The following is a 13,735-nucleotide window of genomic DNA, read 5'->3' on the forward strand; positions in this document are numbered from 1 at the left end:
TCCGATGGCGACACCCCACGAACCCAAGCAGGACCGCAGCCGGGCCACCCGGCAGCGGCTGCTGGAGGCGACCATCGACTGCCTGGCCGAAACCGGCTGGGCAGCCGCCACCGTGTCGGTGGTCGCCGAGCGGGCCGGGGTGTCGCGCGGTGCCGCCCAGCACCATTTCCCCACCCGCGAGGATCTGATCACGGCCGCGCTCGAGTTCATGTTCGAGTTCCGGATGGACCAGGCCAAGGCCGAGGCCGAAACGGTGAACGCGGTCGCCCAGGGTGCGGGCCGCACGCGCGCCGTCGTCTCCGCGCTCGTCGAGTCCTACACCACCCCGTTCTTCAAAGCCGCGCTCCAGGTCTGGACCCACGCCGCCGCCGACCCGGCCCTGCGCGAACGCATCCTGCCCCTCGAGGCCCGGTTCGGCCGTATCTCCCACCGCCGCGCCATCGAGGCCCTCGGCGTCGACGACTCCGACCCGGTCACCCACCACCTCGTCCAGGCCACCCTCGACCTGGCCCGCGGCCTCGGCCTCGCCGACGTCCTCACCGACGACTCCGCTCGCCGCAAACTGATCGTCGACCAGTGGGCCGCCACCCTGCACACCGCCCTGAACCTGTCCCACTGAACCCTTGTGACCTGGTCGTTTCGAGGTATATAGTTCGGGCATGGGGGAATATATATCGAGGGACTGTGCGATGACCAAACGCCTGATCGAGATCGACGACGAGCTACTCGAGTCCGCGCAGGACGCGCTCGGGACCGCAGGTGTCTCCGATACCGTTCGTGCCGCGCTGAACTCGGCCGTGGTGGCGCATGCGCGCGCCAGCGAAGTCGAATGGTTGGTCAACGGCGGCATGGCCGAAATGGCGGACAAGGATCGGCGCGACGACGTATGGCGATAACGGCGCGCTATCTCATCGACACCAGCGCGGCCGCTCGAATGCGTCATCCGGACGTGGGGGCCGCACTCGGGCCGCTGCTCGAGGCCGGGTTGATAGCCACGTGTGCACCGCTCGATTCCGAGGCGCTCTACAGCGCCCGAAGCCCGGCTGAATACGAACAGATTCGGTTTCGGCGCCGCGCAGCCTATGAGTACCTGCCCACCAATGACGAACACTGGCAAAGCGCCTTCACGATTCAGCGCGAACTCGCGCGGTCGGGCCGCCACCGCGCGGTCGGCATCCATGACCTGCTCGCTTCGGTGTTGGCGATAGAACACCGCCTTGTCCTGTTCCACTACGACTCCGATTTCGAAACGGTCGCATCGGTAGTGGACCTCGATCACCGCTGGGTCGCGCCTCGGGGGAGTCTCGAGACATCGTGACCAGGTGATGTCACACTCCGGTCGCCTACGTCGTCGTCTTTGTGAACCCGCAAGAAGCGATGAAGGAGTGGATCATGGTGGAGCAGAAGAAGATCGCGGTGGCGGGGGCAACCGGGCGGCTGGGTCGGCACGTGGTGGATGTGCTGGTCGAGCGTGGGTATGACGTTGTCGCTTTCTCGCGCGCCGACGGTGTCGACATCGAGACCGGTGCGGGTCTCGACGAGGCGTTGACCGGGGTCGACATCGTTATCGACGCGTCGAGTACGCCGTCGGCCGATCAGCAGGTGGCGACCGAGTTCTTCACCGCTTCCGCGCGGAATCTGCATGCGGCGGGGGAGCGGGCCGGGGTCGAGCGGCTGGTGGTGGTGTCCATCATCGGGATCGACGGTTCGCTCGCCGGGTACAACGCCGCCAAGCTGGCCCATGAGCAGGAACTGCTCAAAGGTGCACTGCCGGTGCAGATTCTGCGTGCGGCGCAGTTCCACGAACTCGTCGAGGTGATGGTCGGGTGGGGCACGCAAGGCTCCGTCGCCTACGTTGCGGGTATGCGTACCCAGCTGGTCGCCGCTCGAACAGTCGCCGAGGCGCTGGTCGATCTCGCCGCGAATCCGATTGCCGCCGAAGATATTCCGTTTCCCGAGATCGCAGGCCCGCAGCCGGAGACCATGGCCGGTGCGGCCGCCGTTCTGGTCGAGACCCGCGGGGACGCGCTACAGATCATCGAAACCTCCGACTCGGCCAACCCCGACCGCGAGCAATTCGAAAACGGCACCCTCCTGCCGTCCCCGCACGCCACCCTGGCCGGTCCCTCCTTCGCCGAGTGGGTCGCCGCTGCGCTCTAACGCTGCTCGGCGCTCCGGTGCTGCTCGGCACATCAACGACGCTCGCCTGTCCGATGTCGCTTCCCCGGGGAGCTCGTGCAAAGGCTGCTGCTCCCGTTCTCCGACGTCGGGCCGAATTGTGATTGCGTGGTGGACGAAATCTGGGCGGCAACGCAGGGTGCCGGCGGCGCGATGGGGTGAGGCGACACGAAGGCTGGGCCCGGCGGATCGGGGTGATCCGCCGGGCCTAGCCTGTCGTCGAGACGGCTACGACTTCGGTTGGGTGAGGTCGTAGAGCGTTACCCCGTCGACCGTCGTCGCCGAGTAGTTCGCCGTCACCCATGCGGTGATCGCCGAGCTGGTCGATGCGCTGTTCCCGCCGGGACCACCGCGCCCACCGGCGACGAAGTAGTGGATCTTTCCGTCGGCTACGTACTGCTGGAACTGTTCGAGGGTGGGCGACGGGTCGCTGCCGTTGAACCCGCCGACCGGCATCACCGGCAGTTCGGTGGCCAACTGATACCCGGCGGCGCTGTTGGAACCGACGGCCGCCGCGACCCAGGTGTAGTCGGTGCCGTTCGACTCGAGCAGGGTGACGATCTGATCGCTCGGCCGTGATCCGCCCAGCAATCCGCCGGCGCCACCCATTCGCTGGTCGCCGTTCGTTCCCTGCGCGGCACCGTCCGGCGTCGCCGCGCCGTCCTGCCCCAGCGCGGCACCGTCCGGCGCACCCGTGGCTGCACCGTCCGGGGCCGTCCCGCCAGGTGCGGCACCGCCCCTGGCGGATCCGTCGGCGCCGGGCCTGCCACCGTCGCCACCGGGACGCATGCCGGGTCCCCCCATGCCGTGCATCCCGCCGGAACTCGGTCCGGCGGAAGGGATCGCACCGGAATGCGCGGACGCGAGGGTGTCGATCGAGTAGGCGATCGGTCCGGCGAGGCCGAGGAAGGCAGCGGCGAGCGCCACGATCACCGACTGCTTGCGAGCCAGTGGGAACACGAACGCGACGGTGGCGACGACACCGACGACAAGGATCGTCCAGCGCAACCACGGCTGGAAGGAAGCGCTGCGTGACAACAACATCCACGCGGTCGCCGTGGTGAGCGCAATGGCCACCGCGCCCGCGCACCGCGCCCACAGCCGATCACGCGAACCCCAGATCTGCACGGCGCCGGTCCCGACCAGCGCCGCCACGGCGGGCGCGAGCGCCACCGTGTAGTACTGGTGGAAGATCCCCGCCATGAAGCTGAACACCAGCCCGGTGACGAGAAGCCAACCGCCCCAGAGGATCAGCGCGGCCCGTCGAGCATCGGTGCGCGGCGCTCGTCCGCGCAAGGCGAGCCCGACCACGAGCGCGAGCAACGCCGCCGGAATCAGCCACGCGATCTGACCGCCCTGCGCGGGTTCGAACATCCGGGTGATCCCGGTGCTTCCCCACATCCCGTTGCCGCCGGCGGGCAGTTCCCCGCCGGGTCCGACACTGCCGGTCTCGTTGCCGTTCAACCGGCCGAGACCGTTGTATCCGAGAGTGAGCTCGATGATCGAATTGTTCTGCGACCCACCGATCCACGGCCGCGAATCCGACGGCCACAGCTCCACCGCCACTATCCACCACCCCGCGCCTGCCACCATCGCCGCTCCGGCGGCGAACAATTGCGCGACCCGCTTTCCCAGCCTCGGGGGTCCGGCGATCAGATACATCAGGGCCAACGGTGGCACCACCAACAGCACCTGCAACTGCTTGGCCAGGAATCCGAATCCGATGAACGCGCCGGTGAGCAGCAACCATCGCCACCGTCCGTCCGCGACCGCTCGTGTCATCGCCCACGCGGCGGCGATCATCAGCAAGACGAGCAGCGCGTCGGGATTGTTGAACCGGAACATCAGCACCGCGACGGGAGTCACCGCGAGCACCGTGCCCGCGATCAACCCCGCCGCGGGTCCGAACGGCCTGCGCACCGTCGCCCACAACAGTGCGACGCTCGCGACGCCGAGCAGCACCTGCGGCACCAGCATGCTCCAGCTGTTGAGCCCGAACAGCCGGACCGACAGTTCCATCACCCACAGCGAAGCGGGCGGTTTGTCGACGGTGATCGAGTTCGCGGCGTCGGACGAGCCGAAGAAGAACGCCTCCCACGATTGCGAACCTGCCTGTACCGCAGCGGCATAGAAGTCATTGGCCCAGCCGTTGGCGCTCAGATTGATGAGATAGGCGATCAGTGTGCCGAGCAGCAACGCCGCCAATGCGGGTCGCTCCCAACGCTTTCGGGTCGGCGTGGACTGCGCGATGCCGGCGGGTGGGGTGGGTGCGATGGTCGTGGTCATCGACGGACCTCCACCGCGTGCGTGCGCGCTGCCGACTCCGCGCTCTCGGTGGCTGCGAACACCGGCGAGACGCTCGTTGTCCGGTCGGCGCCCGCGTGGCGGAACACCCAGCGCAGGCCGACGAAACGAGCGAGTGTCGCCACGAGATTGGCGGTGATCAGGACGGTGAGTTCCACCGCCACGGGTGCGTCGGGTGCCCAGCGGTGCAGGGCGAACAGGGACCCGCTGGTGACCGCCAGCCCGAACGCGAAGATGGCCAAGCCCTGGAACTGGTGCGAGATCGCGTTGCCGCGTCCGCGCACGCCGAAGGTGAATGCCCGGTTGGCGGCCGTATTGCCCACCGCGGTGACCAGCAGCGATATCAGATTGGCGCCCTGACTGCCGAGCAGCGGCTGCAACAGCAGATACAGGACGATGTAGGCGAGGGTCGAGCTCACCCCGACGATCGCGAACCGCACCAGCTGCCCGACCATGCCGAGGGGTACTCCGGCGACCAGCGGTTCCCGCCCGACAGCGGCCCGCAGCTCGTCCAGCGGGAGGGCGCCGGTGGTCAGCGCCCTGGTCAACCGCCAGATTCCGCGCAGGTCCTTGCGTGCGGTATCGATGATGTCGACCCGGCTGTCGGGATCGTCGATCCAGTCGACGGGCACCTCGTGAATCCGCAGACCCGCCCGCTCGGCCAGCACCAGCAGCTCGGTATCGAAGAACCACTCGCCATCCCGAACCAGCGGCAGCAGTTCGCGCGCGACCTCGGTGCGCACGGCTTTGAATCCGCACTGCGCATCCGAAAAGCCCGCCCGCAGAGTGGTTTTCAGCAGCAGGTTGTAGCAGCGGGAGATGATCTCACGCTTGGGTCCGCGCACCACGCGAGCCGACGCGTCGAGCCTGGTGCCGATCGCGAGATCGGAATGCCCGGACACCAGCGGCGCGATCAGCGGCAGCAGCGCGTCCAGGTCGGTCGACAGGTCGACATCCATGTACGCGACCACCGCCGCGTCCGAGGCTTCCCACGCGGCCCGCAGGGCCCGCCCACGCCCTTTGGCGTCCAGGTGCAGCACCTCGACGCCGTCGAGTTCGGCGGCCAGCAACTCCGCCACCGCGAGGGTGGCGTCGGTGCTGGCATTGTCGGCGATGGTGATGCGGGCTGTGAACGGGAATCCGGCGCGCAGATAGGCATGTAACCTCCGCACGCACAGGCCGAGATCGACCTCTTCGTTGTACACGGGTATCACTACGTCGAGCACCGGCGCGCGGCTGCTCTGCATGGCCTTCTGCTCGGCCTCGGTCTGAGTCATGACACCCAGACTCGATGGCCGCGCTGCCACCGAGCTGGGACCGAGCTGGGAGGTTGCTGGGGATCGTGGTCAGCCGCGACGCAGGCGCAGCACGCTGTCGGCGCGCTCGCCGACCACACCGTCGGGGCTGGTCGAGGGGGTGTGGACCAGCTCGGCGGTCTCGACCTGCCACTCGGGCCCGAGCTCGAGCTGCTCGAGCACCTGCTCGATGGTCGGGAACACATGAGCGTGCATCTGGCTGGAGGCCCAGCTCGGCGCGGCCGCGTGCGCGCCGACCACCAGTACGCCACCCGGCGCGACGGCGGCCGCCGCGCTGCGCAGAATCCCGGCCCGCTCGTCCGGCAGTTCCACCGGGGAGTGCAGGAACTGCGCCGACACCAGGTCGAAGGTGCCTGCCGGGAAGCTCGCCTGGAGGTCGTGGCGCTCCCACACGATCGTCACGCCTACCTCGGCGGCCCGGCGCGCGCCACGCTCCATCGCGGTCGCGGAGATGTCGGCGGCGGTGACCTGCCAGCCGCCCTCCGCCAGCCAGATCGCGTCGGCACCCTCGCCGCAGCCCAGGTCGAGGGCGGTCCCGGGGGTCAGCTCGGAGACCTCGCGCACCAGGAGGGGGTTCGGGTTACCGGTCCAGATCTGCGCACGTTCGCGGTAGAAGTCTTCCCAGAACTCTTCGGCGTTCGCCACGGTCTCGGTCATCGATGCTCCTGGTCAGTCAGGGTGAAAGGATCATCCGATAGTGCATCGGCGGCTCCGACGGGCGCCAGAAATCTTGCTGTTTCAGCAAATGTGTTCCCGCTCTCGGTGGGGTGCGTAACCCGCGGTACGGCCCGCCCTAGTATTACTACCGTGACGCGCGGTTACCCCAAGACGGACGAGGCGCCGCGGCGTCGTGTCGACGCGCGGACCGAACGCTGGCGTGAGCATCGCGTGCAGGTGCGGATCGAATTCGTCGACGCCGCGTTCCGGGCGCTCGATCAGGTCGGGCCCGATGTGAGCATGGGCGATATCGCCAAGGAAGCCGGTGCGGCCAAGCCGAAGCTGTATCGCCATTTCGAGGACAAGACCGACCTCTACAACGCGATCGTCGACCGGGTACGTGACATGCTTTGGGAGCGCGTGCTCACCAGCGTGAATCTCACCGACGATTCGATCAGCGAACTCGTCCATACCGCGGCCACCGAATACGTGGCGGTCGTGTCGGCGCATCCGAACGTCTTCCGGTTCATGCTGCACAGCCATTTCAGCCAGCAGGCCAAGGAAACCGAACGCGCTCTGGTCGCGGCCCGCCAATCGGCGCGGCGGGCGGCGGAATTCTTCGCGGGCCTGCTGCCGACCGAATCGATCGACGTGACCGGGATCGAATTGGTGAACTATTCGATTTTCGGCGCGGTCGCCTCGGCCACGGACTGGTGGCTCGGCGCGAACCAGCGCGAAGTATCGGCGATGCCGGTCGAGCGCTTCGTCGACTATCTGGCCGAGAGCATCTCGGCGCTGGCGCAGGCGCACGCTCGCTTCAACGGGGTCAAGATCGACCCGTCGGAACCGCTGCGCTCGGCTTTCGGTCTCGACTGAGATCTCGCGCCCGACACGAACTCCGTTGTTCTCGTCGATCACGTCGTTGGGGTCGACGGGGGTGCGATGGGTTCAGTATGAACCTGGGTACCGACATGTTCGGGACGCCACGCTAGGCATACCTCGGCCGTGCGCGGCCGCGCCGATCATGCGTCGACGTGAAGTCTCCAGAGCGGTGATACGGGGCCGTGGCCTGCGCCGAGATCGTAGGAGGCGGCGAGGCATCGGTAGGTCCACTCCTTGGCGAACTCCACCGCGTCGGGAACCGGGTAGCCGTTGGCGAGCGCGCTGGCGATCGCCGCGGCCAGGGTGTCGCCGCCGCCGTGATCGTTGCCGGTGGCGATGCGCGGTGCGCTGAACTCGCGGAAGGTGTCGCCGTCGTAGAGCAGGTCGGTGCTGAATTCCGAGGCGCGCAGGTGGCCGCCCTTCACGATCGCCCACTGCGCGCCCAGCGCGTGCAATGCCTCGGCGGCCTTGCGCGCGGTGGCGTCGTCGACCACCTCGATGCCGGTGATCAGACGCACCTCGTCGAGGTTGGGGGTAACGACGGTCGCCAGCGGAATCAGCGTGTTGCGCACTGCCTCCAGGGCCTCCGCGTGCAGCAGTGGATCCCCGTGCATGGAAGCCGCGACGGGGTCGACCACCAGGGGGATGGTGCCCTCGCGCCCGATTCCGAGCTCGCGGCACACCCCGGCGACGGCCTCGATGATCGCGGTGGAGGCGAGCATGCCGGTCTTGGCCGCGCCGATGCCGATATCGCGCACGACCGCCCGTACCTGATCGGCCACGACCTGCGGCGGAATCTCGTGAAACCCGCTGACGCCCACCGTGTTCTGCACGGTCACGGCGGCCACCGCCACGCACGCGTGCACGCCGCACAGCGCCATGGTGCGCGAATCGGCCTGGATGCCCGCGCCGCCACCGGAGTCGGTGCCCGCGATGGTGAGCGCGCGAACGGGGGTCTGGCCATCGGGGGTCAGCGGCAACATCTTCACGCCCCAACCCTACGACCGCACTCGCCGTCGCGAGACCCCACCTGGGCACTGCAAATGAAAACCATTATCATTAACTCGTGACCAACACCCTGACACCTCTGCCCGTCACCGTCCTGTCCGGCTTCCTCGGCGCAGGCAAGACCACACTGCTCGATCACATCCTCGCCAACCGCGACGGCCGCCGGGTCGCGGTGATCGTCAACGACATGAGCGAGGTCAATATCGACGCCGCGCTGATCGCGGGTCAGGGGCACCTCGACCGCACCCAGGAGAAGCTGGTCGAACTCACCAACGGCTGCATCTGCTGCACCCTGCGCGAGGACCTGATCGAAGCCGTCGCGCGTCTGGCACGCGAGGGCCGCTTCGACCAGCTGGTGATCGAGTCCACCGGCATCTCCGAACCCATGCCGGTGGCCGCCACCTTCGACTGGGAGTTCGACGACGGGTTCCGCCTCGGCGACATCGCCCGCCTCGACACCATGGTCACCGTCGTCGACGCCTCGACCTTCCTGGCCGAACTCGTCCGCGGACAGGCGCTCACGGAACGCGACCTCGAAGCCGGCGAGGGTGATGCCCGCTCGATCGCCGATCTGCTGGTCGATCAGGTGGAGTTCGCCGACGTGCTGTTGATCAACAAGACCGACCTGGTCAGCGTGAACGCCGCGGCCACGGTGGAGGCGACCGTACGAAGGCTCAACCCGCGAGCGCACGTGCTGCGAACCGAAAAGGGCGTCGTGGATCTGCGCGAAGTGCTTGCCACGGGACGCTACAACCCGGTGGTCGCGGCCGAATCCGAAGGCTGGGCAGAGGAATTGGCGGGGGGACACGCTCCCGAGACCGAGGAATACGGAATCAGCAGCATCACCTTTCTCGCCGACCGGCCCTTCCATCCGCAACGCCTCGCCGCCGTGCTGGAGCGATTGCGGGGGATGTTGCGCAGCAAGGGATTCTGCTGGATCGCGAGCCGTCCCGAGCTGGCGGCGATCTGGTCGCAGGCGGGCCCGAATCTGACCTTCGAACCCGGCGCGTGGTGGTCGGAACTGGAAGTGCCTGCCGGACAGGAGCTCGTGTTCATCGGAGTGCGCCTCGACGCCCCCGCCGTGCGGCGCGAACTCGACGCCGCGCTGCTCACCGACGCGGAGTTCGCGGCGGGCCCGAGCGCGTGGACCGGCTACGCCGATCCGTTTCCGGCCTGGGCCGACCTGCACGAGCATCACTGATTGGCATCTTTGCTGCGCGTATCACACTGCGCTGGTGCATGATTCGAATGGGTCGCGACCCACGCACCGATGAGGGGAGCGTGGGCCGCGGCACCTGGACGAATCAGGCCAGCCCGGCGAAGAACTCGCGAATGTCGCCGACCAGCACCGCGGGCGCCTCGTGCGCGGCATAGTGCCCGGCCGCGTCGTTCGCGCCGCCCGTACCCGCGCTGGTGTCGTAGGAATTCCAGCTGACGATCTTGCTGTGGTCGCGCTCGGCGAACCGGCGGATCGACTGGAAATCGCCGGCGAACATGGCCAGCCCGGTCGGGACTGTGGTCGGCTCGGTCGGCTGCTCGGTGGCGTGCGCGTCCTCGTAGTAGAAGCGCAGCGACGAACCCGCTGTCCCGGTGAGCCAGTACAGCGCCACATTCGCGATCACGAACTGCGCGTCGAGCGACTCGCCGAACAGCTGCGCGTTCCAGCCGAGCAGACCCACCGGGGAATCGGCGAGCGCGTAGGCCAGCGTCTGCGGCTGCTGGCTGTGCAGGGTATTGAAGGCCATCTTGTTCTCGTGGAACCACTGGAGATGCTGCAGCGCGGCCATATCCGCCTCGGACAGGCCCTCGAACTCGGCCGGGTCGCCGGACGGGAACGAGAACAGCTGGGTGACGTGCACGCCGATCACCGTGTCGGGCGCGATCCGGCCGATCTCCGGGGAGACCATCGAGCCGCCGTCGTTGCCGATGGCGCCGTAGCGCTGGTAGCCCAGGCGCGCCATCAGCTCGGCCCAGGCGCGGGCGGTGCGGTAGCGGTTCCAGCCGGTGCTGCGGGTGGGGCCGGAGAAGCCGAAACCGGGCAGCGAGGGGATGACGAGGTGGAAGGCGGGCGCGTCGGCCGATTCCGGCTCGGTGAGGGGCGCGATCACGTCGAGGTATTCGAGGATCGAACCGGGCCAGCCATGGGTGAGGATCACCGGCGTCGCATCGGCGCGCGAGGAGCGGATGTGCAGGAAGTGGATGTCCTCGCCCTCGATCTCGGTGGTGAACTGCGGGTAGGCGTTGAGCTCGGATTCCAGTGCGCGCCAATCGAACTCCTCGAGCCAGTACTCGGCGAGAGTGCGGACGCGACCGGCCGGGACGCCGTAGGCGTCGCCGACGCCGGGCAGTTCGTCGGGGTACAGGGCGCCGCGCAGCCGGTTGGCGAGGTCGTCGAGGCGGGCCTGCGGAACGTCGATTCGGAACGGGGTGATGGTGGCCATGTCGACTCCTCAAATTGAAACGGAATGTTTCGTTCTGTTCCAACCATAACAGAACGGAGCGTTCCGTTTCAAGTGGTAGGCTGATATTCATGGCGAACCAGACCGAAACCGCAGATCAGCCCCGCTTGCCCGGTCGCAAGGCGCAGGCCGCGCGCAACGACGGACTGATCCTCGACGCCGCCCGCGCGGTGTTCCTCGACGATCCGAACGCACCGATCGCCGCCGTGGCCGAACGGGCGGGCGTCGGGATCAGCGCGCTCTACCGGCGGTATCCGAGCAAGGAGGTGCTGCTGCGCACCCTCTGTCACGAAGGGCTACGGCGATTCAACGCGGAAGCCGATGCGGCGCTAATGGATTCGGATGGCTGGCGCGGGTTCGTCGGATTCTTGGAACGGGTCGTCGAGGCCGACGTGCACTCGCTCACCGTGCGTCTGGCGGGCACCTTCACGCCCGACGAGTCGATGCTGCCCGACGTCGTGCACTCGGGGGAGGCCGGCGAGGAGCTGGTCCGCCGCGCCCACGCCAGCGGTCGCCTTCGGCCCGATGTCGACGCCCTCGACCTCGGCTTGATCCTCGAGGCCTGCTCGGCCATCACCATGCCCGACCCGGCGCGCACCACCGAACTGCGCCAACGTGTCCTCGCGCTGATGGTGGACGGGCTCACCGCCGAGGGTGAGCTACCGGGCCCACCCCCTGCGACCGGCGAGTTCGCCTGGCGATGGGAACGCAAGCCCTGACCGCCGCCGATACGGCTCTGCTCCCGAGCGCGCAGCTGGCAGACTTGGCGCATCACCCGGACTGCAACGCGGAGGCGCGTAGTGAACTGGACCCTGGAAGTTGTGATCGTCCCGGTTTCCGATATCGATCGGGCCAAAGATTTCTACGCGCGTCAGCTCGGGTTCGCCGTCGACCACGACACGGTGATCTCCGACGACGTGCGCATCGTGCAACTCACCCCGCCTGGCTCGGGCTGCTCGATCGTCATCGGCAAAGGGGCGGTGCCGCAGATGCCGCCGGGCTCGCTGAAGGGCCTGCAACTCGTGGTTCCCGATATCGAGCAGGCGCACGCGGAGCTGGTGGCGCGGGGAGTCGAGGTCAGCGAGGTGCGCGAGCTCGGCAAGAATCCGCGGCCCGTCCCGCACCCGCTCGACAATGTCGGTTTCGTCTTCTTCAGCGATCCCGACGGGAATAGCTGGGCGGTGCAGCAGATCTCCGGCCGAGCCGACAAATCCTCGAGCTGATTCGAACCCTGTCGGTATACCGGTTCGGGCGGGCACCATGCTCGCATGCTGTTGGAGAGGCCCACCGAAACCGGCGAGCGACGGATCCCGCTGTACCGTCGCCCCGGGTTCCTGCGCGCGCTCTCGCCGCTCGCGGTGTTGGTCATCTGGCAGCTCGCCAGCGCCAGCGGCTCGATCCCGGCCAAGAAACTGCCCGCGCCGTCCGCGGTGCTGGACGCGGGTCTGGAAACCTACCGATCCGGCCAGCTCACCGAGGCACTGCTGGTTTCCGGCCAGCGCGCGCTGTACGGCTTCGCCCTCGGCGCGGTTCTCGCGCTGGTACTCGGCGTGCTCGCCGGCCTGAGCAAGATCGGTGAGTACGCGGTCGACCCGCCGCTGCAGATGATCCGCACCATCCCGCTGTTCGGCCTGATCCCGCTGTTCATCATCTGGTTCGGCATCGGCGAGGAGCCCAAGGTCTACCTGATCGCCCTCGGTGTGTTCTTCCCGCTGTACCTCAATACCTTCTCGGGCATCCGCCAGCTCGACCCGAAACTGCTCGAACTCGGCAGTGCCCTGCACCTCGGACTCGCCGAACGCCTGCGCCTGCTCGTGCTCCCCGGCGCCCTGCCGCAGATCCTGGTCGGCGCCCGGCAGAGTCTCGGCATCGCCTGGCTCTCGCTCATCGTGGCCGAACAGATCAATGCCAGTGCCGGACTCGGCTTCGTCGTCAACAATGCCCGCGAATTCCTGCGAACCGACATCGTGGTGTTCGGACTGGTGGTCTACAGCCTGCTCGGCCTGCTCACCGACTCGATCGTGCGGCTGCTCGAACGCCGCGCACTGCGCTGGCGCCCGGCGGTGCACCGCTGATGTCCGCTTCTTCCGCCGGCTCGAGGACCCACCCCGTCCCGAGAGCAGGCAGGCCCGCTACCCGCCGCCGTTCGATCGCGAGGTTCACCCCATGACCGCTGCCGCCGCCACGACCGTCACCCCCATCTCGTCGCGATCGGCTCGCGTGCCCGCCGCCCGGATCGCCGCTCTCAGCAAGCGATTCGGTGACCGCACCGTGCTCGACGGGATCGATCTCGAGATCGGCGCGGGCGAGATCGTCGCGCTGGTCGGGCGCAGTGGATCGGGCAAGTCCACGCTGTTGCGGATCATCGGCGGCCTCGATACCGCCACTCGCGGTGCGGCTTCCGTCGAAGGCAGGCCGACGATCGTCTTCCAGGAACCCCGCCTGATCCCGTGGCAGCCGGTGGTGCGCAATGTGGCCCTCGGCAGGCCGAAGCCGCGCAATCGACGTGCCGACGAGCAAGCCGCCCGCGACCTGCTCGCCGAGGTCGGCCTCGCCGGTCGCGCCGACGCGTGGCCGCTCACTCTGTCCGGTGGTGAGGCCCAACGTGCCGCGCTGGCACGGGCATTGGTGGCCGAGCCGACGCTGTTGCTGCTCGACGAGCCCTTCGGCGCGCTCGACGCGCTGACCCGGCTGACGATGCACGAGCTGCTCCTCGGCCTGCACGCTCAGCGCGAGTTCGGCGTCCTGCTGGTGACCCACGACGTGCTGGAGGCGATCACCCTGGCCGACCGCGTTCTCGTTCTCGACGACGGCCGCATCGCCGCCGACGTGCCCATCGAGCTACCACGCCCCCGCACCGCCGCCGCGCCGGAAGTCGCCGAGTACGCGACGCACCTGCTCGCGCTGCTCGGCGTGCACTGAACCCTCCGC

General features: G+C 68.2%; 15 protein-coding genes. 10 read left to right on the forward strand and 5 right to left on the reverse strand.

Annotated elements, in window-relative coordinates; translation table 11 throughout:
* Nucleotides 1-4 precede the first annotated feature (4 nt).
* The 4 genes from ACWFRF_RS21545 (at nt 5) to ACWFRF_RS21560 (ending at nt 2,160) form a co-directional block, all read left to right on the forward strand.
* Complete coding sequence (locus tag ACWFRF_RS21545) at nt 5-619, forward strand: TetR/AcrR family transcriptional regulator (RefSeq protein ID WP_378996095.1); 615 nt, start codon at nt 5-7, stop codon at nt 617-619.
* A 70-nt stretch (nt 620-689) separates the two neighbouring features.
* On the forward strand, nt 690-896 hold the full coding sequence (locus ACWFRF_RS21550) for a hypothetical protein (protein ID WP_056814932.1): 207 nt from the start codon (nt 690-692) through the stop codon (nt 894-896).
* Nucleotides 887-1,318, forward strand: coding sequence for a PIN domain-containing protein (locus ACWFRF_RS21555; protein ID WP_379222855.1), 432 nt, complete (start codon nt 887-889; stop codon nt 1,316-1,318). Before ACWFRF_RS21550 ends, ACWFRF_RS21555 begins: the two co-directional genes overlap by 10 nt.
* A 74-nt stretch (nt 1,319-1,392) precedes the next feature.
* Nucleotides 1,393-2,160 carry an SDR family oxidoreductase gene (locus ACWFRF_RS21560; RefSeq protein ID WP_378996100.1) on the forward strand — a complete coding sequence of 256 codons (768 nt, stop codon included), beginning with the start codon at nt 1,393-1,395 and terminating at the stop codon, nt 2,158-2,160.
* A gap of 246 nt (nt 2,161-2,406) precedes the next feature.
* Here the strand turns inward: ACWFRF_RS21560 and ACWFRF_RS21565 are convergent, their stop codons facing one another.
* The 3 genes from ACWFRF_RS21565 to ACWFRF_RS21575 form a co-directional block, all read right to left on the reverse strand.
* The gene (locus ACWFRF_RS21565) at nt 2,407-4,464 is read right to left on the reverse strand and encodes a glycosyltransferase family 39 protein (RefSeq protein ID WP_452451887.1); all 2,058 of its coding nucleotides are present in this window, start codon (nt 4,462-4,464) and stop codon (nt 2,407-2,409) included.
* Nucleotides 4,461-5,759 carry a glycosyltransferase gene (locus ACWFRF_RS21570; protein WP_379314172.1) on the reverse strand — a complete coding sequence of 433 codons (1,299 nt, stop codon included), beginning with the start codon at nt 5,757-5,759 and terminating at the stop codon, nt 4,461-4,463. Before ACWFRF_RS21570 ends, ACWFRF_RS21565 begins: the two co-directional genes overlap by 4 nt.
* Nucleotides 5,760-5,828: 69 nt before the next feature.
* The gene (locus tag ACWFRF_RS21575) at nt 5,829-6,455 is read right to left on the reverse strand and encodes a class I SAM-dependent methyltransferase (RefSeq protein ID WP_378996106.1); all 627 of its coding nucleotides are present in this window, start codon (nt 6,453-6,455) and stop codon (nt 5,829-5,831) included.
* 90 nt (nt 6,456-6,545) lie between these two features.
* Here ACWFRF_RS21575 and ACWFRF_RS21580 point away from each other — a divergent pair, with 90 nt between their 5' ends.
* Complete coding sequence (locus ACWFRF_RS21580) at nt 6,546-7,331, forward strand: TetR/AcrR family transcriptional regulator (protein WP_379314173.1); 786 nt, start codon at nt 6,546-6,548, stop codon at nt 7,329-7,331.
* Nucleotides 7,332-7,477: 146 nt separating this feature from the next.
* Here the strand turns inward: ACWFRF_RS21580 and thiD are convergent, their stop codons facing one another.
* Nucleotides 7,478-8,326 carry a bifunctional hydroxymethylpyrimidine kinase/phosphomethylpyrimidine kinase gene (gene thiD / locus ACWFRF_RS21585; RefSeq protein WP_379314174.1) on the reverse strand — a complete coding sequence of 283 codons (849 nt, stop codon included), beginning with the start codon at nt 8,324-8,326 and terminating at the stop codon, nt 7,478-7,480.
* Nucleotides 8,327-8,415: 89 nt separating this feature from the next.
* Between thiD and ACWFRF_RS21590 the strand changes: the two genes are divergently transcribed.
* A complete protein-coding gene (locus ACWFRF_RS21590) occupies nt 8,416-9,546 on the forward strand; it encodes a GTP-binding protein (protein ID WP_452452054.1) in 1,131 nt (376 codons plus the stop codon).
* Between the two features lie 103 nt (nt 9,547-9,649).
* Here ACWFRF_RS21590 and ACWFRF_RS21595 read toward each other — a convergent pair whose 3' ends face one another.
* Nucleotides 9,650-10,786 (reverse strand): epoxide hydrolase family protein, encoded by a 1,137-nt coding sequence (locus tag ACWFRF_RS21595; RefSeq protein WP_452451890.1) that lies wholly within the window; start codon nt 10,784-10,786, stop codon nt 9,650-9,652.
* A gap of 89 nt (nt 10,787-10,875) precedes the next feature.
* On the opposite strand from ACWFRF_RS21595, the gene ACWFRF_RS21600 reads away from it, so the two are divergent.
* The 4 genes from ACWFRF_RS21600 to ACWFRF_RS21615 all read left to right on the forward strand — a co-directional run bounded on the left by ACWFRF_RS21600 (nt 10,876) and on the right by ACWFRF_RS21615 (nt 13,726).
* Complete coding sequence (locus tag ACWFRF_RS21600; protein ID WP_452451892.1) at nt 10,876-11,523, forward strand: TetR/AcrR family transcriptional regulator; 648 nt, start codon at nt 10,876-10,878, stop codon at nt 11,521-11,523.
* 81 nt (nt 11,524-11,604) lie between these two features.
* Nucleotides 11,605-12,027, forward strand: coding sequence for a VOC family protein (locus tag ACWFRF_RS21605; protein ID WP_452451894.1), 423 nt, complete (start codon nt 11,605-11,607; stop codon nt 12,025-12,027).
* 45 nt (nt 12,028-12,072) lie between these two features.
* Nucleotides 12,073-12,879 carry an ABC transporter permease gene (locus ACWFRF_RS21610; RefSeq protein ID WP_379316477.1) on the forward strand — a complete coding sequence of 269 codons (807 nt, stop codon included), beginning with the start codon at nt 12,073-12,075 and terminating at the stop codon, nt 12,877-12,879.
* Between the two features lie 91 nt (nt 12,880-12,970).
* Nucleotides 12,971-13,726: an ABC transporter ATP-binding protein gene (locus tag ACWFRF_RS21615; RefSeq protein WP_379316475.1), complete on the forward strand. Its 756-nt coding sequence runs from the start codon at nt 12,971-12,973 to the stop codon at nt 13,724-13,726.
* The last annotated feature ends 9 nt before the right edge of the window (nt 13,727-13,735 follow it).

The sequence above is a fragment of the Nocardia sp. NPDC055165 genome (genome assembly GCF_053606985.1).

Coding starts and splice junctions, on each gene's coding strand:
- ACWFRF_RS21600 (WP_452451892.1), top strand. CDS start 10,876: ATGGCGAACCAGACCGAAACCGCAGATCAGCCCCGCTTGCCCGGTCGC.
- ACWFRF_RS21555 (WP_379222855.1), top strand. CDS start 887: ATGGCGATAACGGCGCGCTATCTCATCGACACCAGCGCGGCCGCTCGA.
- ACWFRF_RS21615 (WP_379316475.1), top strand. CDS start 12,971: ATGACCGCTGCCGCCGCCACGACCGTCACCCCCATCTCGTCGCGATCG.
- ACWFRF_RS21550 (WP_056814932.1), top strand. CDS start 690: ATGACCAAACGCCTGATCGAGATCGACGACGAGCTACTCGAGTCCGCG.
- ACWFRF_RS21595 (WP_452451890.1), bottom strand. CDS start 10,786: ATGGCCACCATCACCCCGTTCCGAATCGACGTTCCGCAGGCCCGCCTC.
- ACWFRF_RS21610 (WP_379316477.1), top strand. CDS start 12,073: ATGCTGTTGGAGAGGCCCACCGAAACCGGCGAGCGACGGATCCCGCTG.
- ACWFRF_RS21575 (WP_378996106.1), bottom strand. CDS start 6,455: ATGACCGAGACCGTGGCGAACGCCGAAGAGTTCTGGGAAGACTTCTAC.
- ACWFRF_RS21570 (WP_379314172.1), bottom strand. CDS start 5,759: ATGACTCAGACCGAGGCCGAGCAGAAGGCCATGCAGAGCAGCCGCGCG.
- ACWFRF_RS21560 (WP_378996100.1), top strand. CDS start 1,393: ATGGTGGAGCAGAAGAAGATCGCGGTGGCGGGGGCAACCGGGCGGCTG.
- ACWFRF_RS21545 (WP_378996095.1), top strand. CDS start 5: ATGGCGACACCCCACGAACCCAAGCAGGACCGCAGCCGGGCCACCCGG.
- ACWFRF_RS21565 (WP_452451887.1), bottom strand. CDS start 4,464: ATGACCACGACCATCGCACCCACCCCACCCGCCGGCATCGCGCAGTCC.